At 65.4% G+C, this 26,248-nt stretch carries 21 protein-coding genes and 3 tRNA genes; 5 read left to right on the forward strand and 19 right to left on the reverse strand.

Features of this window, described 5'->3' with window-relative positions; translation table 11 throughout:
- Positions 1–252: 252 nt before the first annotated feature.
- Positions 253–328 (reverse strand) — tRNA-Glu (locus BACI348_RS12750).
- A 138-nt stretch (positions 329–466) separates the two neighbouring features.
- Positions 467–538, reverse strand: a tRNA-Gln gene (locus BACI348_RS12755).
- 336 nt (positions 539–874) lie between these two features.
- On the opposite strand from BACI348_RS12755, the gene BACI348_RS20705 reads away from it, so the two are divergent.
- On the forward strand, positions 875–1,189 hold the full coding sequence (locus tag BACI348_RS20705; RefSeq protein ID WP_236557551.1) for a hypothetical protein: 315 nt from the start codon (positions 875–877) through the stop codon (positions 1,187–1,189).
- Between the two features lie 69 nt (positions 1,190–1,258).
- Here the strand turns inward: BACI348_RS20705 and BACI348_RS12765 are convergent, their stop codons facing one another.
- From BACI348_RS12765 to BACI348_RS12780, 4 genes are read right to left on the reverse strand one after another with little or no spacing between them, the layout of a single operon-like run.
- On the reverse strand, positions 1,259–1,996 hold the full coding sequence (locus BACI348_RS12765; protein ID WP_159826323.1) for an HAD family hydrolase: 738 nt from the start codon (positions 1,994–1,996) through the stop codon (positions 1,259–1,261).
- The gene (gene gltX, locus BACI348_RS12770; RefSeq protein ID WP_159826326.1) at positions 1,996–3,510 is read right to left on the reverse strand and encodes a glutamate--tRNA ligase; all 1,515 of its coding nucleotides are present in this window, start codon (positions 3,508–3,510) and stop codon (positions 1,996–1,998) included. The genes BACI348_RS12765 and gltX overlap by 1 nt, the downstream gene beginning before the upstream one ends.
- Positions 3,511–3,559: 49 nt before the next feature.
- Positions 3,560–4,336 carry a fumarylacetoacetate hydrolase family protein gene (locus tag BACI348_RS12775; RefSeq protein WP_159826328.1) on the reverse strand — a complete coding sequence of 259 codons (777 nt, stop codon included), beginning with the start codon at positions 4,334–4,336 and terminating at the stop codon, positions 3,560–3,562.
- A 41-nt stretch (positions 4,337–4,377) separates the two neighbouring features.
- A complete protein-coding gene (locus BACI348_RS12780; RefSeq protein WP_159826330.1) occupies positions 4,378–5,181 on the reverse strand; it encodes an MBL fold metallo-hydrolase in 804 nt (267 codons plus the stop codon).
- Between the two features lie 120 nt (positions 5,182–5,301).
- Between BACI348_RS12780 and BACI348_RS12785 the strand changes: the two genes are divergently transcribed.
- Positions 5,302–5,898: a hypothetical protein gene (locus BACI348_RS12785; protein ID WP_159826332.1), complete on the forward strand. Its 597-nt coding sequence runs from the start codon at positions 5,302–5,304 to the stop codon at positions 5,896–5,898.
- Between the two features lie 84 nt (positions 5,899–5,982).
- Here the strand turns inward: BACI348_RS12785 and BACI348_RS12790 are convergent, their stop codons facing one another.
- The 12 genes from BACI348_RS12790 to ilvD all read right to left on the reverse strand — a co-directional run bounded on the left by BACI348_RS12790 (position 5,983) and on the right by ilvD (position 22,777).
- Entirely contained in the window at positions 5,983–7,095 is a 1,113-nt protein-coding gene (locus BACI348_RS12790; protein WP_159826334.1) for a branched-chain amino acid aminotransferase, read from the reverse strand.
- Between the two features lie 104 nt (positions 7,096–7,199).
- Positions 7,200–8,252 carry a 3-isopropylmalate dehydrogenase gene (locus BACI348_RS12795; protein WP_159826336.1) on the reverse strand — a complete coding sequence of 351 codons (1,053 nt, stop codon included), beginning with the start codon at positions 8,250–8,252 and terminating at the stop codon, positions 7,200–7,202.
- 61 nt (positions 8,253–8,313) lie between these two features.
- On the reverse strand, positions 8,314–9,033 hold the full coding sequence (locus BACI348_RS12800) for a class F sortase (RefSeq protein ID WP_159826338.1): 720 nt from the start codon (positions 9,031–9,033) through the stop codon (positions 8,314–8,316).
- Positions 9,034–9,195: 162 nt separating this feature from the next.
- On the reverse strand, positions 9,196–9,810 hold the full coding sequence (locus BACI348_RS12805; protein WP_201298422.1) for a hypothetical protein: 615 nt from the start codon (positions 9,808–9,810) through the stop codon (positions 9,196–9,198).
- A gap of 268 nt (positions 9,811–10,078) precedes the next feature.
- A complete protein-coding gene (metG, locus tag BACI348_RS12810; protein ID WP_159826342.1) occupies positions 10,079–11,638 on the reverse strand; it encodes a methionine--tRNA ligase in 1,560 nt (519 codons plus the stop codon).
- Positions 11,639–11,671: 33 nt separating this feature from the next.
- Positions 11,672–12,427: an ABC transporter ATP-binding protein gene (locus BACI348_RS12815; protein ID WP_159826344.1), complete on the reverse strand. Its 756-nt coding sequence runs from the start codon at positions 12,425–12,427 to the stop codon at positions 11,672–11,674.
- A complete protein-coding gene (locus BACI348_RS12820) occupies positions 12,424–15,222 on the reverse strand; it encodes an ABC transporter permease (protein ID WP_159826346.1) in 2,799 nt (932 codons plus the stop codon). The genes BACI348_RS12815 and BACI348_RS12820 overlap by 4 nt, the downstream gene beginning before the upstream one ends.
- 204 nt (positions 15,223–15,426) lie before the next feature.
- On the reverse strand, positions 15,427–17,016 hold the full coding sequence (gene serA / locus BACI348_RS12825; RefSeq protein WP_159826348.1) for a phosphoglycerate dehydrogenase: 1,590 nt from the start codon (positions 17,014–17,016) through the stop codon (positions 15,427–15,429).
- Positions 17,017–17,140: 124 nt separating this feature from the next.
- On the reverse strand, positions 17,141–18,166 hold the full coding sequence (ilvC, locus tag BACI348_RS12830) for a ketol-acid reductoisomerase (protein WP_159826350.1): 1,026 nt from the start codon (positions 18,164–18,166) through the stop codon (positions 17,141–17,143).
- Positions 18,167–18,258: 92 nt separating this feature from the next.
- The gene (ilvN, locus tag BACI348_RS12835) at positions 18,259–18,771 is read right to left on the reverse strand and encodes an acetolactate synthase small subunit (protein ID WP_079597732.1); all 513 of its coding nucleotides are present in this window, start codon (positions 18,769–18,771) and stop codon (positions 18,259–18,261) included.
- Positions 18,772–18,773: 2 nt separating this feature from the next.
- The gene (locus BACI348_RS12840; protein ID WP_159826352.1) at positions 18,774–20,681 is read right to left on the reverse strand and encodes an acetolactate synthase large subunit; all 1,908 of its coding nucleotides are present in this window, start codon (positions 20,679–20,681) and stop codon (positions 18,774–18,776) included.
- A gap of 374 nt (positions 20,682–21,055) precedes the next feature.
- Positions 21,056–22,777 (reverse strand): dihydroxy-acid dehydratase, encoded by a 1,722-nt coding sequence (gene ilvD, locus BACI348_RS12845; protein ID WP_159826354.1) that lies wholly within the window; start codon positions 22,775–22,777, stop codon positions 21,056–21,058.
- A 327-nt stretch (positions 22,778–23,104) separates the two neighbouring features.
- Here ilvD and BACI348_RS12850 point away from each other — a divergent pair, with 327 nt between their 5' ends.
- From BACI348_RS12850 to BACI348_RS12860, 3 genes are all read left to right on the forward strand, one after another.
- Positions 23,105–24,211 carry a sunset domain-containing protein gene (locus tag BACI348_RS12850; RefSeq protein WP_159826356.1) on the forward strand — a complete coding sequence of 369 codons (1,107 nt, stop codon included), beginning with the start codon at positions 23,105–23,107 and terminating at the stop codon, positions 24,209–24,211.
- 10 nt (positions 24,212–24,221) lie between these two features.
- Positions 24,222–25,319: a PQQ-dependent sugar dehydrogenase gene (locus BACI348_RS12855; protein ID WP_236557552.1), complete on the forward strand. Its 1,098-nt coding sequence runs from the start codon at positions 24,222–24,224 to the stop codon at positions 25,317–25,319.
- Positions 25,320–25,435: 116 nt separating this feature from the next.
- Positions 25,436–25,511: transfer RNA gene (locus BACI348_RS12860), tRNA-Lys, on the forward strand.
- A 261-nt stretch (positions 25,512–25,772) separates the two neighbouring features.
- On the opposite strand, the gene BACI348_RS12865 is transcribed toward BACI348_RS12860, so the two are convergent.
- Positions 25,773–26,231 (reverse strand): MarR family winged helix-turn-helix transcriptional regulator, encoded by a 459-nt coding sequence (locus BACI348_RS12865; RefSeq protein ID WP_159830083.1) that lies wholly within the window; start codon positions 26,229–26,231, stop codon positions 25,773–25,775.
- Positions 26,232–26,248: the final 17 nt, after the last annotated feature.

Raw genomic sequence — 26,248 nt, forward strand, 5'->3', positions numbered from 1 at the left:
CAGGGCCGCGGGGGTACCGTTTCCCGCGGACGCGCGGTCACTTTTGGTCCGGATCTGATAAACGCTCGCGCACTCCCGGTCGGGATTTGCCAGAGGCGCGCTCTCGGCTGCCTGGCAGCGCACAGTCAGTGAGCGCGCGTCGCAGGAAAAGCCGCACCAATTGAGCGGGCGGTTGTAATAGAGCGAAGGAAATTTTGAATGTTGGGCGGTAACAAAAAAATGGTCCCGGGCGTTTGCCCGGGACCATCTTGCTGGTGACCCCAGCGGGATTCGAACCCGCGTTACCGCCGTGAGAGGGCGGCGTACTAGGCCGCTATACGATGGGGCCGTGTACTTTACCGTACGTCTGACCGGCGTTTCCGCTGGTCAAGCTCAATGATTGTTTCACACACTTCGCTGCAGTTTCAAATCGGCGGACCGGGTGAAACCTTCTGCTTTGTCCCAAATAATTGGGCTCTCAACAGAGCTGGGATACCAGGACTCGAACCTAGAATGACGGTACCAGAAACCGTAGTGTTGCCAATTACACCATATCCCAATGGCACTTTCGGGCCGGTTTTCAGGGCGTTCTCCCTGCTCCGTGCGCCTCAGCACGAGAAATTACTTTACCCGAGACTTCCCCGTCGCACAAATCGGCGTCGTCCGGGGCCGGCGCAGAGCCGGCGGGCGATACACCCGAACCCTTGCCCACCATCCTCCCTATGGCTACTCTCGAGACGTTACCCATCGGTAACACACCCACGAGGATCAAAGGACCAGATCGCCGAGCTGGCCGACGGCGGCGGCCGGCCTATGCAGGGGCGGGGCAACCCGATGCAGGGGCAGCAAAGCTGAACGGCGGCGCAGAGGGCAGCTGAAGGCCGGAACGGAAAGGTTGAACACCGGTGCCGGCCAGTTGAACGACGGTGTGGGCCTGCGGAAGGCGGGCTTCGCGGCTTTGGCTGAGAAGCTCAATGCGACGGACCTGCAGAACCCGGGCGTGGTGCTGGGCACGTCCATGCTGGCGGACGGCAATGCACGGATCGCTGCCGGTACCCGCGAACTCCCTACGAAGGTGGCTGCCGTATCGCCGTCGTCCTGGCTGGACAACCCGGCAATCGCGCTGCTGCTGATGGCACTCCTGCTGGGCGTCGCCGTCGTGGCCTACCTGGCCATTCGCCGGCGTGCTATAGCGCTGCGGGCCGGCTGAACAGCACCCGATCCGGTGGACGCGGGCGCAGCGGCCCTTCATGAAGGCCGCGGCCCTGCGGTCCGAAGGTCAGCCCAGCAGCTGGGCGAGGGAAGCGACCATGCCGCCGTCGAACCCCTCTACCGGCTCCCCCACGCGGTTGAGCCAAACACCCAGGAGGCCGGCCGCCGTCGAGCCTTCTGCATCCAGCAGCCGGTTGTCACCCACATACAGGGTGTGGGCGGGGTCCGTGCCCAGCAGGCGAACCCCTTCCAGGTAGATGGCCGGATCCGGTTTGGCCACGCCCAGGGTGTCCGTTCCCACCAGGCGGCGGACACGCTCCAGTCCCGCCCCGTCCAGCTTCGCGCGCTGGTAGTCGTGCACGTTGTTGCTGACCGCGCCGTAAGGAATGCCCGCCCGGTCCAGCCTGTCCAGCAACGGCATTACATCCGGAAACGGCTTCACGTAGGCGGGCTGCTTCTCCATATACGCGCTGAGCCATTGATGTGATTGCTCACCTTCGGCCAGTTCAACCCCGAAGTGTCCCAGGGCCGCGCGGCCGCGGAGCAGGCGCTGTTCGTTGAACGTCAGCTCACCGGCCAGGTAGCGGTCGTAGTAATGCGTCGTCTCATGGGTGAAGATCCGCCCGAACCGCTCCCACCCGGCCTGGTCCAGGCCGGGGAGGAGGTGCTCACTGACTTCCCGCAGGGCGGTGGTCATCGAGTATTCGAGGTCAACCAGGGTGTCATCGATGTCGAAGAGTACCCCCCGGACCGCGCCGAAGGGTGTCTCCAGGACGGCGCCCTCTGCCTGGCTGGGAGCCGTCATCAGCCGCGCAACGTCTTGAGCCGGCGCAGGGATGACTCCTTGCCGAGGATCACCATGGACTCGAACAGCGGAGGCGAGATGCGGCGGCCGGAAACCGCCGTGCGCACCGGCCCGAAGGCAAGGCGGGGTTTGATCCCCAGGTCCTCGACGAGGGCCTGCTTCAAGGCGGCCTGGATGGTCTCCGGGGACCAGTCCTCAAGGGGTTCGAGGGCCGCGATGGCGGCATCCAGGACTTCCGCCAGGTTCTCCGGCAGGCCCTTGAGGGCATCGGCGGCTACATCGACGGCGTCATCGGCCTTGAAGAGGAAGGCCAGCATTTCGGGCGCCTCCCCCAGCAGGGTAATGCGCTCCTGGACCAGGGGTGCTGCCTCGGTAAGGATCTGCTCTTCACGGTCGGTCAGGATTTCACCCACCAGGCCGGCGGCGCGCAGATACGGGGCCAGGCGGTCGCGGAAAACCTCCGGTGCCAGCATCCGGACGTGCGTTCCGTTAATCGCTTCTGCCTTCTTCAGGTCGAAGCGCGCCGGGTTGCCGAGCACATCGTGAATGTCGAAGTGCTCCACCAGCTGTTCAACGGTGAAGATGTCCTCATCCGCGCTCAGCGACCAGCCCAGCAGGGACAGGTAGTTCAGCAGGCCTTCGGGAATGAAGCCTCGCTCCCGGTGCAGGAACAGGCTGGACTCCGGATCACGCTTGGAGAGCTTCTTGTTGCCCTGCCCCATCACGTACGGCAGGTGGCCGAACTCCGGCATGTACTGCGCCACACCCACTGCATACAGGGCCCGGTACAGGGCGATCTGCCGGGGCGTGGAGCTGAGCAGGTCTTCCCCGCGGAGCACGTGGGTGATGCCCATGAGGGCATCGTCCACGGGGTTGACCAGCGTGTACAGCGGCGCGCCGTTGGCGCGGACCACGGCGAAGTCCGGCACGGACCCGGCGCGGAAGGTGATGTCGCCGCGGACCAGGTCGGTGAAGGTGATGTCCTCGTCCGGCATGCGGAGGCGCAGTACAGCTTCGCGGCCCTCGGCCTTGTACTGGGCGAGCTGCTCCTCGGTCAGGTGGCGGTCGAAGCCGTCGTAGCCCAGCTTGGGGTCGCGCCCTGCCGCGCGGTGGCGGGCCTCGATTTCATCCGGCGTGGAGTAGGACTCGTAGATGAACCCGCCCTCCCGCAGGCGGGCAATCACATCCTGATAAATGCCGCTGCGCTGCGACTGCCGGTAGGGCTCGTGCGGGCCGCCCACCTCGACGCCCTCATCCCAGTCGATGCCGAGCCACTTCAGGGCATCCAGCAACTGGTGGTAGCTTTCCTCGCTGTCCCGAGCCGCGTCGGTGTCCTCGATCCGGAACACCATGGTGCCCTTGGTGTGGCGGGCGTAGGCCCAGTTGAACAGGGCGGTACGGATGAGCCCGACGTGCGGGGTGCCGGTAGGCGAAGGGCAGAAGCGCACCCTGACGGGCGTCTCCGCGGTGACGGGCGGGATGGAGGCAGCATTCGACGCAGAAGCAATAGTCATAGTGGCTTCAACTTTACCGTCTGCCGCCTGCCGCCACCGCGGCAGGGGGTCAGCGGCGGACGATGGGGTTGGACAGGCGTCCGATGCCCTCGATCTCCACCTCGATGCGGTCGCCCGGGCTCACCAGGCCTACACCTGCCGGCGTCCCGGTCATGATGACGTCGCCGGGCAGCAGGGTGAAGGCCTGGGAGACCACGGACACCAGCTCGCGCACTCCCCTGATCATCTGGCTGGTGCTGCCGTCCTGCCGCAGTTCGCCGTTGAGCCGGGCCTGGATCCGGATGTCCTCCGGATCCAGCTCGGTCTCGATCCACGGACCGAGCGGCGCGGACGTGTCAAAGCCCTTGGCGCGGGTCCACTGGAGGTCGCTCTTTTGGACGTCCCGGGCGGTGAGGTCGTTTCCGCAGGTGTAGCCGAAGATGACGTCGTCAACGCGGTCCTCGGGCACGTCCTTGCAGATCCGGCCGATGACTACGCACAGTTCCGCTTCGAAGGAGACTTCCTCGGAGAACTCCGGCAGCACCACAGGATCATTCGGGCCAACGACGGCGGTGTTGGGCTTGAGGAAGAGGAGGGGCTGGGCCGGAATTTCGTTGCCGAGTTCGTGTGCATGCTCCACGAAGTTGCGGCCGACGCCGATCACCTTGCTGCGCGGAATGATGGGGGCGAGCAGCCGGACGTCTTCCAGCTTGTGGCGGACGGAGGTACGCTCCACCCCGCTGAAGAAGGGGTCTCCATGGATGACAGTGACGACTTCACTGCCCGTGTCACCTTCAACAACGCCGTAGAGGGGATCAGAATCGACGACAAACCTGGCAATACGCATGGCTCCTACCCTACCTTCCCGACCGGCAGCGGCCGGGCAAGCTACTCCTTGGCCGCTTCCCGGCGCAGGTAGTCAAGCTGCGCCGCTACGGAGGTCTCAGCGGCACGCCGGACGGAAGGGTCGACGTCGGCATAGACGGCGTCGGTGACGTCATCTGCGGCTGCGTCCCGGCCCAGCCCGTCCAAGGCCTCGCGGATCTGGGCCAGCCGTTCCATGCGGTGGCTGCGGTAGGCCTGCGCGATGTCCGCCACGGACGGCAGCACCGGCCCGTGCGCGGGAAGGACGGTTGCACGTCCCAGCGCTTCGAGCGTGTCCAGCGAGGCGAGGTAGTCCGCGAGGGTCCCGTCAGGATAGTCGAGCATGGTGGTGCCGCGGCCCAGGATGGTGTCACCGGAAAGAACTGAACCGTGCGGGCCGTCGCCGGGGAGGTGGAAGCACACGGAATCCGAGGTATGCCCCGGCGTGGCCACAACGCTGACCTTGAGGCCGGCGGCGGAAATCACCTCGCCGTCCACCAACGGCTCCCCTGTTCCATGGCAGTGCGCGGGGTCCGCGGCGCGGACGGGAGCCCCGGTCAGCTGGTGCAGCCGGGCAGAACCGGCGGTGTGGTCGGCGTGGCGGTGCGTGACGAGGATGAGTTCCACCGATCCGGCGCCGGCAAGGACCTGGAGGTGGGCTTCGTCCAGCGGCCCCGGATCCACCACCACCGCACCTGCATGGCCTGGCGCCCGCAAGACGTAGGAGTTCGTTCCGTCCAGGCTCATGGGCCCCGGGTTGGGTGCCAGGATGAACTGCGTCAGGGCCGAGCTGCGCTGGAGGACGGGGCCGGAAGCTGAAGTCACCATCCCATCTTTGCACCGGCTGGCCGCCCGCCGTCGAAATCCGGCTGGAATAGAACAGTCAACCTGCCGGGTTGTCTCCACTGAAGACCACATCACTCCACCAGGAAGCCGGACCCGCACACCATGAGCGCAACAACAACACTCGCAGACCTCCTCGCCCACGCTGATGCCGCCGGCCACGACCATGCCGTGACAGAAAAGAACAGCGGGCTCCAGCACATCCACAACCACGCCACGGGAGGCATCGTCTGGTTTCCCACCTGGAAGAAATTCCGTGAGACGGCTGACTGGACGGAAGCTGTGGAGGGCGTTGCGGAGGGCCTGTCCGCGGCTCCGGTTACTGCTGAGGAGCAGGCGGCCGCCCTCCTGGCCGAAGAACTCGACGCCCTGCTGAAACGTGCCGCGGAGTCCCCGGATGCCGCCGTGTTCGCGGGCGGGAACCTCACGCACCACCTGACCCGGACCTGGGCGGTAAGTGACGCCGTCGCGAAGGCCACGGGCAAGGAGCTGGCTACCGGCTCCAGTACCCCGGCGTTCCTGGCCGACTATCCCTACGACGTCTACGCCCAGGACGGCGGCGTCTTTGCAACAGCCCTGTGGAACGACATCATCGATGCCCGCCGCACCAGGGCCCTGGCTGACGAAGCCGCCCGGAAAGCCCTGAAGCCGGTCTCCCGCAAGGCCCTCAAGAACGCTGCCCGGAAGGCGTCCCGCCGCTGACTCCACGCTCCCTGTATGGACGCAGACGGCGGCTGCCGGGACCAAAGCCCGGCAGCCGCCGTCGTACGTCAGGAGTGCCCCGGATCAGGCGAGGCGCGTAAGCCAGCCGTGGGTGTCGGGCACAGCGCCGGTCTGGATGCCGAGCAGCTGCTCGCGGATGGCCATGGTGGTCTCCCCCGCTTTGGCATCCTCGGAGCCGATGAACTCGGTGGTGTCCTTGAGCACGCCGATGGGGGTGATCACGGCCGCGGTGCCGCAGGCGAAGACCTCGGCGATCTCACCGGAGGCAACGCCGTCGCGCCACTCATCCAGCGTGATCTTGCGTTCGGTCACCTCACGGCCCATGTCCTTGGCTACCTGGATCACGGACATCCGGGTGACGCCTTCCAGGATGGTGCCGGTCAGGGCCGGAGTCACCAGCGAACCGTCCTTCATCACGAAGAACACGTTCATGCCGCCCAGTTCTTCAACCGCGTCGTCATTGAAATGGTCGAGGAAAAGAACCTGCTTGCAGCCGTTGGCTTCGGCTTCCTGCTGCGCGATCAGCGATGCGGCATAATTGCCACCGCATTTCGCGTCGCCGGTGCCGCCGCGGCCCGCACGGGCGTACTCGCGGGAAATCCAGATGGAGACCGGCGTCAGTTCGCCGCCGAAGTAGTTGCCCGCGGGTGAGGCAATCACGCGGAAGGACACCTCGCGGGCCGCGCGGACGCCCAGGAAAGCCTCCGTGGCGATCATGAACGGCCGCAGGTACAGCGCCTCGCCGTCGCCGCCGGGAACCCACTCCCTGTCGGCGGCCACCAGTTCGCGGATCGCTCCGAGGAAGTACTCTGCCGGCAGTTCCGGCAGCGCCAGCCTGCGGGCGGATTTGTTCAGGCGCGCCGCGTTGGCCTCGGGGCGGAACGTCCAGATGGAGCCGTCCGCGTGGCGGTAGGCCTTGAGCCCCTCAAAGATTTCCTGGCCGTAGTGGAAGACAGCGGCGGAGGGATCCAGGACGATCGGGCCGTACGCTTCAATACGGGCATTGTGCCAGCCGCCGTTGCCGTTCTCGTCCACGCTGTAGTCGACGATGGCGGTGTGGTCGGTGAAGTAATTGCCGAATCCCGGGTTCGCCAGGATGGCTGCACGCTCTTCAGCAGACTTCGGGTTGGCCGAGGGCTGCTGGCTAAATTCGACGCCATGGGCAGTCTGAGTCATGGTTCCTCCACGATCGGCCGCCTTGGTTTCAGCGTTGAACGGCAAGGCGGCATTTGGTGATTCGAGACAAGCTTACGCCCGTTGCCGGCAGGTCCCGGGCGCGGCTAGAGGTCAGCGGCGATGGCGTCGCCTACGGCGCTTGTGCTGCGTGCGCTGCCGTCGCGCTTTTCGACGTCGGCAACTACTGCCGCTTCGATCCTGCGGGCCGCCGTCGCGTATCCGAGGTGGTCCAACAGGAGTGCCGCCGAGAGGATGGCGGCCGTGGGATCAGCCTTGCCCTGGCCGGCGATGTCCGGGGCTGAGCCGTGGACCGGCTCGAACATCGACGGCGCGGTCCGGTCCATGTTGATGTTCCCCGAGGCGGCCAGGCCGATACCGCCGGTGATGGCTGCGGCGAGGTCGGTGAGGATGTCGCCGAAGAGGTTGTCCGTGACGATCACGTCGAAGCGGGACGGGTCGGTGACCATAAAGATCGTGGCGGCGTCAACGTGCAGGTAGTCGTGCGTGACCTCGGGGAACTCCTGCGCCACGGCTTCGACCGTGCGCTTCCACAAGTGGCCCGCGTAAACCAGGACGTTGTGCTTGTGGACGAGCGTGACGTGCTTGCGCTCCCTGGCGCTGGCGCGGCGGAAGGCGTCCCGGACCACACGCTCCACACCGTGGGCGGTGTTCAGCGAAACTTCCGTGGCCACCTCGTGGGCAGTGCCGGCGCGGAGCGTACCGCCGTTGCCGACGTACGGGCCTTCGGTGCCTTCGCGCACCACGATGAAATCAATGACGCCGGGATTGGCCAGCGGACTGCCCACTGTTCCGTAGAGCCGTGAAGGCCGCAGGTTCACGTAGTGGTCCAGGCTGAAGCGGAGCTTGAGCAGCATTTCGCGCTCGATGATGCCCGAGGGGATACGGGTGTCGCCGGGGGCTGCGCCCACCGCGCCGAACAGGATGGCGTCCCGGGTGCGGAGGTCCGCCAGGACCTCGTCCGGAAGGGTCTCCCCCGTGGCCAGCCAATGCTCCGCACCGAGCTTGTAGTGCGTCTGCTTGAGCTCAACACCCTCCGAGGCCACAGCCTTTTCCAGCACCTTCAGTGCCTCCGCAATGACCTCAGGGCCAATGCCGTCGCCGGGGATAACTGCAAGATCGATGGAGGATGCGCTCATACTTTCAGGGTAGCCAAGTCATCCATATGCTGGTCAAGCCGTCTCATTATCCGAACAAGCACTACCCGGCGGCGGGCGAAGCCACCACCACCACGTTGGTCCCCCACGGGTCGTCCGTGTAGCAGGAGATCAAAACAATCCTGTTGGGCGCGACTTCCCAGATGGGGCTGTCCTTCAACCCGGACTTAACATAGGTGGTCACCGAATCCACCTGGTACACCAGTTCCCCTGTGCCGGTTGCCACCGTGAGCCTGTCTCCGGCGGCGGCGCGCGTACTGAGGTGGTTGAAAGGCGCATCGCGGTCCTGCCAGCTGTGGCCCACGATGTAGGTGGTGTTCGTTGACCCTGCCCCGGGGCTTCCGTAGGGCGTCAGCCAGTACCCGTCCATGGTGGCCGGGGGAACGATGGTCTGCGTTTCCTTGTCTTCAGCCGTGGGCTCGAGCGGATTGACCACTACGTCGATGCCCGCTGCAGGGTAAAGAAGGTGCTGCGGAGATGCAGCCGGCGGCCCTGCGGGAACGGGTGCCGTCGAAGGCGTCGCCGTCGGTGGCGAGGCCAGCGGCGTGTTGCCCGCCGGTGCAGTGGCGGCGGGCAACTGCGTCTCCGCGACGGTAGGTGCCGCGGGTCCCGCACTTTGCCCGCTGAGGAGGGCAGGGGCAGCGAAGACAACATATGCCAGCAACCCGCACAGGAACACGAACAGAATGCTCCTGGCAGACAATATCCTCCCCCGCCGGACGTCAGCGGACACCTCGGCAGGATCGGACAGTGGAAGGTGCATGGTCGGGGGCGCACCCTCTTGCTGTGTCTGGTGTTTGCTGACCATCTGATTCCCTCCTGCGTTGGTGGGAACTTTACGTGTTGTTGGCAGGCGGCGGGCCTTGTGGGGTGCACCGCCTGCCGCATTGTTACCCGGCACCTTGGCCGGGGCGGGGTCCCGGGGTCAGACCTTGCTGGCCAGGGAACCTCTGCCGGCCAGCAGTACCCTGCGGGCTGCTAAGCCGCCAACCGAGAGCAACATCGCCGCCAGGCCCGCGGCCCAAGGAGCAATCGCCGGGCCGGAAGAAGGCGCTACCGCCGTCTGGACGTTGAACCCCGGGTTGTTGACCACCCTGGCGGGGGCGGCCGGAGGCGCAACCACAGCGCCGATGGGAGCGACAACCGGCGGTACAACAACGGGAGGTACAACAACCGGAGGCTGCTCCGGTGTGACAACCGGCGGTACAACAACCGGAGGCTCCTCGGGTGTGACAACCGGCGGTTCCGGTTCTTCAACCGGTGGCACCGGGCAAGGCTCGCACCCGTTGTCGAAGATCGCGCGTCCTGCATCGTCCCAGTTCTGCCGCCACGGGATGATGTCGCCGCCGTGCTCGTCCAGATGGCCCTTCAGCGAGTGCTTGTCAACAGTCACCGATACATACGGATTGCTTTCCGAACCGGTCGCGTGGCAAATAGTGATTTTGTGGTCAGATTCTTCGTCGTCACCCGCTACGGCGGGAGCCGTGGCACCGAGTAATGCGAGGCCGCTGACACCTATGACCGCAAGGATCCGTTTCATTTCTCCGTCTCCGTCCTTCGTCTGCGTCAAACTGATCAGACGTAAGGGAGAAAAGCGCCCGCCCCTGGTGACGGCCAAAAAACGCAAACAGACGGCATCGGGGCGGACGGTTCTCCCAGATGCGAATCGTCAGTTTGCTAACAGGAACAGGCTATGTTGGGTACTGTTTCGCAGTCTCCAGTAGCCGGTACTCATATCAGGACGGGCTTACCACTTGGACGGAGGGAGCGGCGGCCCGGGCAGGGAAGCCCCCGCCCGGGCAGCGGGCCTAGGCCTCGGCCGGTTCCTCGTATTTCGGGAACACCGGAGTCGGCGCCGGCAATTGAGTCCCGGCCACAATGGGCGTGCCGATGGCAGCGAATTGCCGGGCCTCCCCTTCGGCCTGGCCCAACGCATCCAGCAGCTTGCCGGTGGCCGTGGGCATTACCGGCTGGGCCAGGACAGCGACGATGCGCAGGACTTCCAGCGTTACGTACAGTACGGTGTTCATGCGTTCGACGTCGGTCTTCCGCAGCACCCAGGGGGCCTGCTCGGCGAAGTAGGCATTGGTGTCGCCGAGCACACCCCAGATGGCTTCGAGGGCGCGGCTGAACTCCTGCTTTTCAAATGCTGCCCGTGCGGCGTCCAGCAAACCGGCCGCCTGGGCAAGGATGGCGTTGTCCTCAGCAGTGAAGGCCCCGGGAACGGGCACTTTCCCTTCGCAGTTCTTGGCCACCATGGACAGTGAACGCTGGGCGAGATTTCCGAAGTTGTTGGCGAGGTCGGCGTTCATCCGGCCCACGATTGCCTCATGGTTGTAGCTGCCGTCCGCGCCGAACGGGACTTCCCGCAGGAAGAAGAAACGCACCTGGTCCAGGCCGTACTGCGCCACGAAGTCGGCCGGGGCCACCACGTTGCCCAACGACTTGGACATTTTGACGCCGTTGTTGTTCAGGAACCCGTGGATCATGACCCGCTTGGGCAGCTCCAGGCCGGCGCTCATCAGGAAGGCCGGCCAGTAGATGGCGTGGAAGCGGGAGATGTCCTTGCCGATGACGTGGACATCGGCCGGCCAGAACTTCCGGAATTTCTCCGAGTCGATGTCCGGGTAACCCACGCCGGTGAGGTAGTTGGTCAGGGCGTCCACCCAGACGTACATCACGTGCTTGTCGTTACCGGGCACCGGGACGCCCCAGTCGAAGGTGGTGCGGCTGATGGACAGGTCCTCCAGGCCGCGCTTAACGAAGCTGATGACTTCATTGAAGCGGTATTGCGGGGCGCCGAACTCAGGCTGTGCCTCGTAGAGCGCCAGGAGCTTGTCCTGGTAGGCCGACAGCCGGAAGAAGTAGCTCTCCTCCGCCGTCCACGTGACCTCGGTGTCCGTCTCCTTCGAGTAGCGCACGCCGTCGTCCTTGACCACGGTCTCATCCTCGCCGTAGAACGACTCGTCCCGGACGGAGTACCAGCCCTCGTACTTGGAAAGGTAGATGTCCCCGTTGGCCTCCATCTTCTTCCAGATGGCCTGCGAGGCGGCGTAGTGGTCCTGGTCGGTGGTGCGGATGAAGCGGTCGTAGGTGATTCCCAGGGCTGAATGCGCAGCCTTGTAGACCTCGGCGTTCCGGTCCACCAGCTCCTTGGGCGTGATGCCTTCCTTCTCCGCGGTCTGCGCGATCTTCATCCCGTGCTCGTCCGTGCCCGTCAGGAACATCACGTCATAGCCGTCCAGGCGCTTGAAGCGCGCCATGGCGTCGGTGGCTATGTATTCGTAGGCGTGGCCGATGTGGGGCACGCCGTTGGGGTAGGTGATGGCCGTGGTGATGTAGAACGGCGTTTTCTCTGAAGCAGTCACGGGCGGACGTTACCTTCGGTGCGGAGGGACAGGCTAGATCAGTTCAGTCAGGGTATCGCTGAGCCGGACGAGTTCGTGGTCGTGCGAGGCCACCAGCACTGCGATCCCGTCGGACGTGGTGTCCTTCAGGATGCTGATGATGCGGTTGGCCGAGGCGCGGTCCAGGCTCGCGGTGGGTTCGTCAACCACCAGGACCCTGGTTCCCAGGATCAGTGCGCGGGCGATCGCAACGCGCTGGCGTTCACCGCCGGACAGCTGGGCGGGGCGGTGCCGCATGCGCCGGCCCAGGCCCACCAGGTCCAGCAGGTCCTTGGCCATGTCCCGGCGCTGGTCCACTTCGCCGTCGGGAACGGCCGGCAACAGCACGTTCTCGAGGGCGCTCATTCCGTCGATCAGCGCGCCGCCCTGGTCCACGTAGCCGATGAGCCCACGACGGCGGTCGGCGATTTCGTCATCGCCCATGCTTTCGAGGGAATCACCTTCCCAGAAGACACGGCCCGACGTCGGCAGGGTCAGTCCCGCGCTGACGGTCAGGATGCTGGTCTTGCCGGAGCCGGACCGGCCGGCGACGCAGTGCATCTCCCCCGCGTGCAGCGTCAGGTCGAAGCCTTCCACCACGCTGACGGCTTCGGCACCGCCCTTGCCGCCACCGTAGCGGATGGTGATGTCGCTCAGTTCCAGCGGCGTCCCGTGGTCAGCGGCCTTGACGATGGTGTTGGCGCGCGTCTGCAGGGGGACGTCGCCGGAGCCGGACCGGCGGCTCCGCTGGACATTCGTCTGGTTTGTCATTGGACCACTTTCGTTGCAATCGGTATCCAGCAAAGTACAGCCACAAGCCCGGCCACGCCTGCCCACAGGGCGGCGTATGGAGCCAGCAGCAGGCCGATGCCCAAGGCGCCCAGCACTCCCAGCGGCAGGGCCACGGTTCCCACCAGCGCATTCTCGAACAGCCGGACCTGCCGGAGCATGTCCGGGTTCCAGCCCATGGCTTCGAGGATGCCAAGGTACTGGCGCTTGGCATTGAGTTCAAAACGCCCGGTGACCAGGGTGAGCACCAGCCCCACCACCACACCGGAGAGCGCCAGCAGGATGCTGGGCAGGGCAACGCTGGCAGCGGCGAGTCCGCTCAGTGCGCTGGCGCCGGCTGCCCGGGGAATGTCGATGAGCAGTGCGATCAGCCCGCCCACGGCGGCGCCGAAGACACCCACCGCAACGGCGAGGGACAAGGTGTTGAACTTATTGGTGCCCAGCTGCCGGTTCGCGAAGGTCAGCGGCGAGTCCACCGGGATGAGCCTCTCGTCGTGCTGCGGTTCCTGGTCAATCTCGTCGCGGTGGCGCAGCTGCTGCGCGGCGAAGAAGGCCGCAGCCGCGTAAAGGACCAGGACGGAAACGGACACCAGGGCGGTGGACACGCTCCAGCTGACCAGGCTCAGGACCAGGCCGGCCACGGCAAGGAGGACAGCGCCCACCCCGAATTCCTCCAGCACCCAGCTGCGGATCCGGCGTTGGGTCCAGCCCATCGCCCGGAGGGTTCCAGCTTCGGACCGCCGTTTGCGGATGTAGCTGACTGTGGAGGCTCCGGTAAGGAGCGCAGCACCGCACAGCGTCAGGAACAGCAGCGTGATGTTGGTTCCGGAGAGGGAGCCGGCCACGGCGTCGGCGGCGTTCTGCCGGACCCAGGACTGCTGGACGGTGCCCAGGGCCGACTCCTTGCCGGCGCCGTCCTTCGAGTATCCGGGCACGAAGATGCTGGCGTCCTCGCGGGCGGAGCCGGCCACAATGGTGGATTCCAGGCCCATGCCGCGGATCTCGGCGGCAAGCTTTTCAACCTCCGGCTGGGCCTCTTTCCAGCTGCCGGGGGCGGCTGCACGGACACGGACGGCGTCGATGACCGCGGCGTTTTGGGTGTAGCCGCGGGCGGCGGCGAGGCCGTAGTAATCGGTGATGGCACCGGCGGACTGGCTGGCGAGCCCGGTGGCGCTCAGGGACGGCTTAAGCTCAGCGGCTGGAACGTCCTTGCCCCCGGCGTCCTTGACCAGGCTGAAGGGGGTGGGGTCGTAGCCGCCCAGGGGAAGCTTGTTGACATCACCGGCGGCCTGCGCCACTGCGGAGGGGTCGAATGTTCCGTAAACCATGGCCAGCGGCGCTGCGGCCTTCTTCCCGCCGGTCGCCAGGTTTTCCCGGTAGGACCGCTCGTCCACGGGTTCGCGCTGGGTCTGGTCCACGGGGGCACCGTTGGCGCTCTTCTCGGGCAGTCGGTTCACGGTGACCCATTCGCCGGGCACGGCGGTCTTGTCCACGGCACCGTTGGCCTCGGTCTTGCCATCGGTGTACTGCGGCGCGGCCGCGAAGTCGGTACTCCACGTGGTCGGGGTGTAGAGGCCCTGGTTGAAGTTTCCGGTGGCGCCCAGGAGTGAGGTGTGGTCGGTGGAACCGGGCCAGGAGAGGACAAAGGGGTCCTTCGAAACAAACGGCAGGTAGTCCTTGCCCAAGGACCTGGAAACTGTTCCGACGTCCTTGACTACCTTGCCGGCGTCGTCGATTTCCTCGATCTTGACGTTGTACTTAAGGTCCAGGGACGTGCCCGAGCGGACCACCAGCGGGATGGCCTGGGAATCGGCGGTGAGCTGGCCGGTGCGCTTGGCCTGCTGGTACTGGGTCATCAGCGGTGCCCAGTATTTGAGCTTCACGCCCAGAAAGTCCGGTCCTTCCTCCAGCTGGTCCAGCCCGATTCCATTGGTGAAGAGGCCTTCCAGGTACCGGCCGACGGCCCCGGCGTTGCGGGCGTCGGCAGGCGGAGCCTTTTCGAGCGGAGCCAGGAAATCACCGGACGATCCCAGCAGAGCGCGCTCGGCGGCGGGATCGACGGCCACCACAGACTCCGTCACTTCCGGGGCGAGGGGCAGCGACACCGACAGGTTGAAGAGGTTGTGCTCGGAACCGCCCGCCGGTGCAGCAAACTTGATGCCCGTTTCACCTTCGGGTGCAGCGATGCGGATGCTGCTGCCGCCGGCAGCCTTCTCCTCGACAAGTTTGGCTTTGCCCAGGCTGCCCTCGGCGGTGGACTTGAACAGCGTCTGCTCGGAAACGCCGTCTGAACTCACGGCGCTGGCCGTGAGGCGGTACTTCTTCGTCTGGTCGCTCAGCACGGACTCTGCCGCGGGCCACTGGGCCGGAGCGGTGGCACCTGCGGCTTGGTCCGCCGTCGCGGTTCCTGCCAACCCGGCGTTGTAGCCCAGGTAGTCCATGGCGTCCAGCCGCGGGGCCTCAAGGTTCTGCGTCACGCGGGACACCAGGCTGATGGGAGCGGCCACCGAGGTGCCGGACAGCTTCTTGATGGCGTCCAGCTGCTCGAAACTGATGCCGCCGGTGCCGTTGGCAATCTCCGGCTGCAGCAGCGCACCCGAGGGCGCCTTTGCCTGGACCAGGACGTCGTAGAGTCCCCGTGAATTTTCATCGACGGTCCGGCTGAGTGCAGCCTGCGACTGGCTTTGGACGACGACCGACAAGCACATTGCTGCGATCAAGATGGCCGCGGTCAACAGCAGCACCCTGCTTCTGATGAACCTCTGGACGGCGTTCATGGAACTCCCTGAAACCTGGATTGCGTGCGCACATTCGAGTCCGCGGACGTAGACGATTACGGACGGATGTGCAAAAGGTATTGGCCGGCCTGCCGGCACGGTCCTGAACCAGGACCGTGCCATTGTAAGCAGACCGGCCAATCATACGTGGCCTCGCCGGGACGCGCCGAGCGGAGGCCGACGCTACGGCGTTTCCCGCTGGACCTAGTCCTCCAGGTCCACTTCGCGGACCATCTCGGCGCCGATGCCTGCCTTGATGGCATCCAGCACCTGCTGCGGCACGGAGCTGTCGATGGTGAGCAGCGCGAGGACCTGGCCGCCCTGGTCGTGGCGTGCCACCTGCATGCCGGCGATGTTGATGTTGTTCATGCCCAGGATGTGGCCGATGGTACCGATGACGCCGGGGCGGTCGGTGTAGGCGACCACCACGAGGTGCTCACTGATGGGGATTTCAACTTCGAAGCCGTTGATGCCCACCAGCTTCTCGATCTGCTTGGGTCCGGTCAGGGTGCCGGCCACTGAGATCTGGCTGCCGTCGCTGAGGGCTCCGCGCAAGGTCAGGACGTTGCGGTAGGACTCCGTCTCCGGGGTGGTGATCAGGCGGACGTTGATGCCGCGCTGCTCGGCGATGACGGGGGCGTTGACGTAGGAGACCTGCTCGGTGACGACGTCGGCGAAGATGCCCTTCAGTGCCGCCAGTTCCAGGACCTTGACGTCCAGGGAGGAGATCTCGCCGGCCACCTCGACGTCGAACTGGGTCAGGGAGTCGTGGGTCAGCGCGGTGAAGATCCGGCCCAGTTTCTCGATCAGCGGGATGCCCGGGCGGACGTCCGGGGCGATGACGCCGCCGGCGACGTTGACGGCGTCGGGAACCAGCTCGCCTGCGAGGGCGAGGCGGACGGACTTAGCCACCGACACGCCGGCCTTTTCCTGCGCTTCGTCGGTGGATGCGCCGAGGTGGGGGGTGACCACCACGTTGTCCAGCTTGAAGAACGGCAGGTCCGTGCTGGGCTCCTTGGCGAAGACGTCCACGCCGGCACCGGCGATTTCGCCGTCCTGCAAGGCGGTGAAGAGGGCTTCCTCGTCCACCAGGCCGCCGCGGGCAACGTTCACCACATACGCAGTGCTCTTCATCTTCTTGAACGCGTCGGCGCCGAGCATGCCCACGGTTTCAGGGGTCTTGGGCATGTGGATGGTGATGAAGTCGGACTGGGCCAGGAGTTCGTCCAGGGTGACCAGCTGCACGCCGAGCTGCGCTGCCCGGGCGGAGGTGATGTAGGGGTCGTAGGCGAGGATCCTGGTGTCGAAGCCCTTGAGCCGGGCTGCCACGAGCGCACCGATGCGGCCGAGGCCGATGATGCCGATTTTCTTTTCGAACAGTTCAATGCCCGTGTACTTGGAGCGCTTCCATTCGCCGTCCTTGAGGGCGGCGCTGGCCTGCGGGATGTGGCGGGCGAGGCTGAGGATGTGGCCTACCGTGAGCTCTGCAGCGGAGACGATGTTGGACGTGGGAGCATTCACCACCATCACGCCGGCCTGGGTGGCGGCCTTGATGTCCACGTTGTCCAGGCCCACGCCTGCCCGGGCGATGACCTTCAGGTTCTTCGCGGCGGCGATTGCCTCGGCGTCCACCTGGGTGGCGGAGCGGACCAGGATCGCGTCAACGTCACCGATCGCAGAGAGCAGCTGGGCGCGGTCAGCGCCGTCGGTCTGGCGGATTTCGAAGTCCGGGCCGAGGGCCTCGATGGTGGCGGGAGAAAGTTCTTCGGCGAGCAGTACTACGGGTTTTGACACGGCTGATCCTCTGCGTTGCAGTCCTGGGGATGGAAACAAGTCTAGGCCCACGGAAAGGCCGGGCTCACATTGTTAAGAGTGAACCCGGCCTCACGTTGCCTTGATGGCGCCTCAGTGGCGGCCTTTAGCGGGCGGCGGAACCTTCGACGTAGTCCACGTCCTGCTGCTGCCAGGAGAACAGGGAGCGCAACTCGCGGCCAACGGCCTCGATGGGGTGCTGCTCAGCCTTGGCGCGCAGTTCCTTGAACTCAACGCCGCCGTTGTCCTGGTCTTCGATGAAGCGCTTGGCGAAGGCACCGGACTGGATGTCGGCGAGGACAGCCTTCATGTTTTCCTTCACCTCGGGGGTGATGACGCGCGGGCCGGAGACGTAGTCGCCGTACTCAGCGGTGTCGGAAACGCTCCAGCGCTGCTTGGCGATGCCGCCCTCCCACATGAGGTCCACAATGAGCTTGAGCTCGTGGAGTACCTCGAAGTAGGCGATCTGCGGCTGGTAGCCGGCTTCGGTCAGGGTTTCGAAGCCGTACTGGACCAGCTGGGACACGCCGCCGCAGAGGACTGCCTGCTCGCCGAAGAGATCGGTTTCGGTCTCTTCGGTGAAGGTGGTCTTGATGACGCCGGCGCGGGTGCCGCCGATGGCCTTGGCGTAGGACTTGGCCAGCTCCCACGCTGAACCCGTAGCGTCCTGCTCCACGGCGATGATGTCCGGGATACCGCGGCCGGCTTCGAATTCGCGTCGGACCGTGTGGCCGGGAGCCTTCGGGGCGATGAGGATGACGTCAACGCCTTCCGGTGCCTGGATGTAGCCAAACCGGATGTTGAAACCGTGCGCGAAGGCGAGGGCCTTGCCGGGCGTCAGCTTGTCCTTGATGGAGTCGTTGTAGATCGAGCGCTGGTGCTGGTCCGGCGCCAGGATCATGATGACGTCGGCCCATTCGGCGGCGTCCGCGACGTTCTTGACGGAGAAGCCTGCGTCTTCGGCCTTGGGGGCGGACTTGGAACCGTCCTTTAGCGCGATGACAACCTCGACGCCGGAATCGCGCAGGTTCAGCGCGTGCGCGTGGCCCTGGGAGCCGTAGCCAACGATGGCAACCTTGCGGCCCTGGATGATCGACAGGTCGGCGTCGTCGTCGTAAAACATTTCAGTCACTTGCGTAACTCCTCTTGAGTGGATTGTAGATAGGTGTTCGGTGGTGCGGTTACGGGCGTCGCGCCCTGCCGGGCGGCATGCCCGGCAGGTTCCTACGCGGAGCGCAACGCCCTGTCACTCATGGAGCGGGATCCCCGTCCAACGGCCAGGGTGCCGGACTGCACGATTTCGCGGATGCCGAAGGGCTCAAGCACTGAGAGCAGCGCGGTGAGCTTTTCGGGGTGGCCGGTTGCCTCAATGACGACGGAATCGGTGGACACGTCCACCACTGAGGCGCGGAACAGGTCTGCGGCCTGGGTCACCTGCAGACGAGTTGCGGCATCCGCACGTACTTTAACCAGGATGTGGTCACGCTGTACGGAAGATTCGGGGGTCAGCTCAACAATCTTGATGACGTTGATCAGTTTATTGAGCTGCTTGGTGACCTGCTCGATGAGGTCGCCATCGGCGTCGACCACCACCGTCATCCGGGAGATGCCCGGAACTTCGGTGGGGCCAACGGCCAGGGAGTTGATGTTGAAGGCCCGGCGGGCGAAGAGGCTGGCAACCCGGGTCAGCACGCCCGGCTTGTCTTCAACCAGGACGGAAAGTGTGTGGCGGCTCATGGTCAGTCCTCTTCTTCCCATTCCGGGGTCATGTTGCGGGCAACCTGGATCTGGTCGTTGCTCACGCCGGCGGGCACCATCGGCCACACCATGGAGTTGGGGCTCACCACGAAGTCGATGACCACGGGGCGGTCATTGATTTCCAGGGCCTTCTGGATGGTGGCATCGATGTCCTCTTCGCGCTCAACGCGGAAGGACGCGCAGCCGTAGGCCTCCCCCAGCTTGACGAAGTCCGGGATGCGGACGGTGTCGTGGCCGGTATTGAGGTCGGTGTTTGAGTAGCGGCCCTCATAGAAGAGGGTCTGCCACTGCCGCACCATGCCCAGGGAGGAGTTGTTGATGACGGCAACCTTGATGGGGATGTTGTTGATGGCGCACGTGGCCAGTTCCTGGTTGGTCATCTGGAAGCAGCCGTCGCCGTCTATGGCCCACACTACCCGGTCCGGCTCGCCCACCTTGGCGCCCATGGCGGCCGGGACGGCGTAGCCCATGGTGCCGGCTCCGCCCGAGTTCAGCCAGGCGTGCGGGCGCTCGTACTTGATGAACTGCGCCGCCCACATCTGGTGCTGGCCAACGCCTGCTACGTAGATGCCTTCCGGTCCGGTCAGCGCACCGATCCGCTCGATGACTTTCTGCGGGGCGGTGAGTCCGTCTTCCGGCTCGGTCCAGCCCAGCGGGTAGGTTTCCTTCAGGTTGTTCAGGAAAGCCCACCAGGTGGTGAGGTCCGGGGTGCCGGAGGCCTCGAACTGGGTACGCACTGCTTCTGTCAGTTCCGGGATGATTTCCTTGACCGAGCCCACGATGGGCACATCGGCCGCACGGTTCTTGGAGATTTCCGCGGGGTCGATGTCCGCGTGGATGACCTTGGCCATGGGTGCAAATGTCTTCAGGACACCGGTCACACGGTCATCGAACCGGGCGCCGAGCGTGATGAGGAGGTCGGACTGCTGCAGGGCGGTCACCGCGGACACAGTTCCGTGCATGCCGGGCATGCCCACGTGCTGCGGGTGCGAGTCGGGGAAGACGCCCTTGGCCATCAGGGTGGTGACAACGGGAGCCCCGGTGGCCTCGGCGAGGGCCAGCAGTTCGGCCGAGGCGTGGGCCTTGACCACGCCTCCGCCCACGTACAGTACGGGCTTGCTGGCAGCGGCGATCAGCTTGGCGGCTTCGCGGACCTGCTTGTTGTGCCCGCGGGTGACAGGGCGGTAGCCGGGCAGGTCCACCCGCGGCGGCCAGGAGAAGGTCATCTGGCCAACCTGGGCGTCCTTGGCAACGTCCACCAGGACCGGACCGGGACGTCCGGTGGAGGCAAGGTGGAAGGCTTCAGCCATCACATGCGGGATGTCGTTGGGGTCCGTCACCAGGAAAGAGTGTTTGGTGATGGGCATGGTGATGCCCACGATGTCGGCTTCCTGGAAGGCATCGGTGCCGATCACACCGCTGGACACCTGGCCGGTAATGGCCACCAGCGGCACGGAGTCCATGTGGGCATCCATGATGGCGGTTACGAGGTTGGTGGCGCCGGGGCCTGAGGTGGCGATGCAAACGCCCACCCGCCCGGTCACCATGGCGTAGCCTTGCGCGGCGTGGCCGGCTCCCTGTTCGTGACGGACCAGGACGTGATTCATGCTGGAGGCCATCAAGGGGTCATAGGTGGGCAGGATCGCGCCACCGGGCAAACCGAAAATATCGTCGACGCCGAGTTCTTCGAGCGAGCGGACAATAGCTTGCGAGCCGGTCATCACCGTTGGGGGTACAACGTTGTTCGGCCCAAGGACAGGAGAGGCAGCAGCAAGGTCGGCGACGACGACGGCGTGGTCTGCCGTGCGGTCGGCGCGTTCCGGAGCCTTGGGGGCTCCAGCGGACTTGGTAGCCATCAGCGAGGGGCTGATCGGCGATCCTTTGCTCATCGGACTCTTCCTTGTGGATCATCTGTGGTTCATCGAAACTGCGGGAAATAAAAAAACCCCTCAGCCTGGCGGCTCTTCGAGGGGTTTGCGCGTGACGGTTCGTTACCAGTGGAGGCTAATGTGCCACGCGCTTGGTAAGGACGACGACGGTGCCGGCGGTAACGAAAGTCATGCGTTCAGTTTTCCCTCTGGGCAAGATACGTGTCAACGAGGCATCGCACGATCTCACCATGTGGACTCCATTGTCCACTAATTGATCCCAGCAGCGAAGGGATCAACCCTCAGCGACCCACCCACGCCGGGAACGGCTTGATAAGGGTGATGCCGAGGGGCCCTTGCATCGGGCGCTCAGCGCCCCACGCAAGGGGAAGACGTCACCCGCAGTATGCGCCTGTTGATGCGCTGTGCACCAGCTTGGCGTACTTGGCCAGGACGCCCTTGGTATATCTGGCTGGCAGCGGCTCCCAGCCCACCTTGCGGGCTTCGAGCTCGGCCTCGTCCACCAGGAGGTCGAAGCTGCGGGCTGCGATATCCACGCGGATCCTGTCGCCGTCCCGGACGAATGCGATGGGGCCACCGTCCACCGCTTCGGGCGCAACGTGGCCGATGCACAGGCCCGTGGTGCCGCCGGAGAAGCGCCCGTCGGTGAGGAGCAGGACGTCTTTGCCCAGGCCCGCACCCTTGATAGCCCCGGTAATGGCGAGCATTTCGCGCATGCCCGGCCCGCCCTTGGGGCCCTCATACCGGATGACCACGACGTCGCCGGCGTGGATCTTGCCGTTGTCCAGCGCGTCGAGTGCGCCCTGCTCACGCTCGAAGACGCGCGCCGTGCCTTCAAAGACGTCGGCGTCAAAGCCCGCGCTCTTCACCACCGCGCCTTCGGGCGCCATGGTGCCGTGCAGGATGGTGATGCCGCCGGTCTTGTGGATCGGGTTGTCCAGTGCGCGCAGGATCTTGCCGTCAACGTCCGGCGGGTTGATCGCCTCAAGGTTCTCCGCGACGGTCTTGCCGGTGACGGTGAGGCAGTCGCCGTGCAGCAATCCGGCGTCGAGCAGCGCCTTCATGATCACCGGCACGCCGCCGATCCTGTCTACGTCGGTCATCACATAACGGCCGAAGGGCTTGAGGTCGCCCAGGTGCGGGATCTTGTCGCCGATGCGGTTGAAGTCGTCCAGGGTGAGCTCCACCTCCGCTTCGCGGGCGATGGCCAGCAGATGCAGGACGGCGTTGGTGGAGCCACCGAAAGCCATGGTGACGGCGATGGCGTTTTCGAAGGCCTTCTTGGTCATGATGTGGCGGGCGGTGATGCCCTGGCGGAGCAGGTTGACTACCGCTTCGCCGGACTTGCGTGCGAATTCATCACGACGGCGGTCTGCCGAGGGCGGAGCGGCGGAGCCGGGCAGGGACATACCAAGTGCCTCGCCGATGCAGGCCATGGTGTTGGCCGTGTACATGCCGCCGCAGGCGCCTTCACCCGGGCAGATGGCTTTTTCAATGCGGGTCAGGTCTTCCATGCTCATCTTGCCCGCGGCGCAGGCACCCACAGCTTCGAAGGCATCGATGAGGGTGACTTCCTTTTCGGAGCCGTCCTCGAGCTTGACCCAGCCGGGCATGATGGATCCGGCGTAGAGGAAGACGCTTGACAGGTCCAGGCGGGCTGCCGCCATCAGCATGCCCGGGAGGGACTTGTCACAGCCGGCCAGCAGGACCGAGCCGTCGATGCGCTCGGCCTGCATCACGGTCTCCACGGAGTCGGCAATGACTTCGCGGGAGACCAGTGAAAAGTGCATGCCTTCGTGACCCATGGAGATGCCGTCCGAGACGGAGATGGTACCGAATTGCATGGGGAAGCCGCCGCCCGCGTGGACGCCTTCCTTGGCACCCTGGGCAAGCCGGTTCAGGGAGAGGTTGCACGGCGTGATTTCGTTCCAGGAGCTGGCGACACCCACCTGCGGCTTGGCGAAGTCGTCGTCGCCCATGCCCACAGCCCGGAACATGCCCCGCGCGGGGGCCGCGTGGATGCCGTCGGTCACTACCCGGCTGCGCGGCTTGATGTCAGGCTTGCTGTCCGTTGCGGTCTGGGTGTCCTCACTCATAGGGGAAAGTCTATGGCTCCGCAGAACAGCGCGACGACAGGCTCGGGCCGGTTAAGCAGGAAACCGGGAATATTTCAGACCAAAGGCGGACAGCGATCCCGAATATTGAGATGACGGCCCGCGACTCCTTTGTCTTCTGTGGCTTGCGTTACCCGTCAGTCACGCATGCGGACCGCAGTGGGCCCCCTTAGCGCGGCCCATGGCAGCAGCGGGTGAACGGGCGCCGCCAAAATACGGCGTCCCGGCAGGTCAAAGTGCTGGACAGTGATGTTGACCCGACGTAGCGTCGGGGCAAAGGACCTTGTCAAACCGTCTGAAGGGATTGCCATGGAAGCCGTCTTCCTGATCATTCTGCTCGCTGTTCTGGTGGGTGTTGTGTGGTGGAGGCTGAACGCCAGGAAGTCCGCCGATGCCGGCCGGGCCGCCGGCCAACCTGAAGGGACCCGCAGCACCTCGGGAACCCGGGCCGACGGTGCTCTTTCCGGGGGCAGCGCTGCAGCGTCCGCCGAGGCTGCCGGCACGTCCGGCATAGCCAGCGCGGCAGGCTTCGGCCGCCCGGCAGAACCGGCGGCGCCCACCACGGCCGATGAGCCGGCGGAAACAGCCGCCCGGGCAACCGCTGACGCTGCTGCCGCTGGGGCGGAGCGCGGAAGCGAAGGACCGCACGCACCCGGCACGGCAGGGGCCGCGGGCAGCCCGGAAGCTGCCGCCCGGACGGACCACCGGGTGCAGGACGACGCTGAATGGGAGACCCAGTGGTCTGAAGCCTCGGGCGCAGCCCCCTCCCCTGAAGGCGCGGCCCATCGCGACAGCGCGACGCTTCGTGAAGGAGCAGCGCTTCGGGAAGGAGCGGCGCACCAGGATGATGCCGGGGGCGCCCCGCAGCCGGTGGTTCACCACCCCGAGTACACCGCGCCGCAGGCACCTACCCTCCCGGGGGCCGAAACGGCCGCCTTGGAGGAACCGGAGGACAAGCGGACCGAAGCCACGGCGTCCCCGGCCGTGGCCGGCGGCGCAGGCATAGCCCTCCCCACCGACGCCGCGGCAGCGGAAACACAGGACCGGACGCAATCCTCTGCTCTGGTGGAAACGGGAGCGGACAGGACAGAGGGCCAGGCCCCTGCGGCGATGTCGGCACAAACGCGGCCGGTTAACACGGAGATGGCACCGGCGGTACAGGCACCAACGGAACAGGGATCCACGGAATCGACCGGGCACTTGGCCGCCGAAGAGCCCTATGGTGCGGGCTCGGCGTCGGCAGCTGCTGATGGCAGCGGGCCGGCCGATTACACCGTGAAGGGCGACGCCGGCGGAATGGTCTACTACGAGGAGGGACACGCTGAGTATGAGCAGGCCAGGGCCGACGTGTGGTTCGAGTCGCCCGCCCATGCCGAGGCTGCCGGGTTCAGGGCGCCGCGGCGGAGGCGGATCTAGCACAGCAGGTTTGCGTCGGCGGTTACCCCCGGGTGCATCCGCACTGGCCGCCGTTGCCGCCTGCGCCGCCCTTTTCCTGGCTTCCTGCACGGGCCACCCCGACGAAACTCCCACGGGAAGCAGTCCGTCCCTGAGCGCATCCTCGGATCCGGCGCCGGGAACGCCGCAGCGCCTGGATCTTCAGCTGAACATCCCTTGGGCCGCGGTATTCCTGCCGGATGGTACGGCGGTCATCTCGGAGCGCGACACGGCCCTGCTCAAATCATTCCGGGCCGGTGCTGCCAGGGAACTGGGTGCAGTGCCCGGCGTGGTTCCCGGCGGCGAAGGCGGCCTGCTGGGGTTGGCTCTCTCCCCCGGGTTCGCCACCGACCGGTACCTCTACGCCTACTTCACCTCCGCATCCGACAACAGGATTGCACGCCTCCAACTGGCGGCGTCCGGTGACGGCACGCTCTCGCTGGGAGAGCCGGAGGTGATCTTTACCGGGATTCCCAAAGCCTCCACGCACAACGGCGGCCGGATCCGTTTCGGCCCGGATGGCTTCCTGTACGTCGGAACCGGGGACTCCCAGCGCAGGGAGCAGCCGCAGGATCCCGAGGCGCTGGGCGGTAAGATCCTTCGCCTGACAGCCGACGGCGATCCCGCCCCTGGCAATCCATTCGGCAACGCCGTCTACAGCCTGGGACACAGGAACGTCCAGGGACTGGCGTGGGACGGTGACGGGCGGTTGTGGGCCAGCGAATTCGGGCCCGATGTCAATGACGAACTGAACCTGATTGTGCCCGGCGGAAATTACGGCTGGCCAGCCGTCACCGGCGCCCCGCACCGAACGGAGTTCCGCGACGCAAAAGTCGTTTGGCCGGCAACCAGCGAATCCTCTCCCAGCGGCCTGGAAATTGTGGGCTCCACGGCTTACCTGGGCGCCCTGCGCGGCCAGCGGATGTGGACAGTGCCACTGGCAGGCGAGGAAGCCGGCACTCCTGTGGCCTATTTCACACGGGAGTTCGGGCGGATCCGGGACGTGATCCACACGCCCGACGGCGGTTTTTGGCTGCTGACAAACAATGAAAACCCCGACTTTGTGCTGGTTTTGCCCCCTCCAGGCTGACCAGCACCCTGCCCGGCGCCCTCGATTTCACATGCATCAAAAGTTCGTGTAGAGTTTCATGTCGTTGCGGAGATCAACGGGGAAAGAAAAAGCCCCAAACGATCGAAACAAAAGATGCACCTCTAGCTCAATTGGCAGAGCAATTGACTCTTAATCAATGGGTTCCGGGTTCAAGTCCCGGGGGGTGCACCACTGGGAAAACAGCCTCCGGCTTGCGGAAACGCAAACCGGGGGCTGTTTTGTTTTGCCCGTGTAGTAAAAGGTGACTGGCTGGGTTGAATTGCTGGGCTCGACGGCGGTGCTGCCGCCAATCGTGAGCGCGCGTTCGTTTTGCGGCGGCCACAAGTGAGTGCGCGTCACAGGGGGCCGCACGAAAAAATAAAGCGTGACCACAGCCGGAAGCTGGGATCACGCCTGGGCCGGCTGTGCCGGCAGATATGGCTTTTGCGGCCTTTACGGGGTCATGGACGGGTTCTCTACCAGCGCCGCTGTAGTGGACGATCCGAACTGGCTTGCAAGTTCCCGGACAACGGCTTTGAGTTCCTGGCGGAGGACGTCCGGATCGACGGTGGCGGCTGCCAGGACAGTGCGTTCCATTTCGACGGCGGCGGCAACGGCTTCCTTGCCCCGCTCCGTCAGGGACACCACGTGGCTCCTGCGGTCGGAGGTGCTGCGGACCCGCGCGATGTGGCCGTGGGCCTCAAGCCTGCTCAGGGTCTTGCCCATGGTCTGGGCCTGCACGCGCACATATTGGGCCAGCTGCGCCTGGGTCATGGGGCCTTGCGCGTTGAGAACCTCAATGGCAATAACACCGGCATGGGTGAGACCGATGGCGCCGAGTTTTTCGTTCCAGGAATGTTCGACGAGGCGCGCAGCGGTGGACAAGAGGCGCCCAGTGGGCCATTGATCCATATCAGGCATAGCAGCAA

It is taken from the genome of Arthrobacter sp. 9AX (genome assembly GCF_902506095.1).
Lineage (GTDB): Bacteria > Actinomycetota > Actinomycetes > Actinomycetales > Micrococcaceae > Arthrobacter.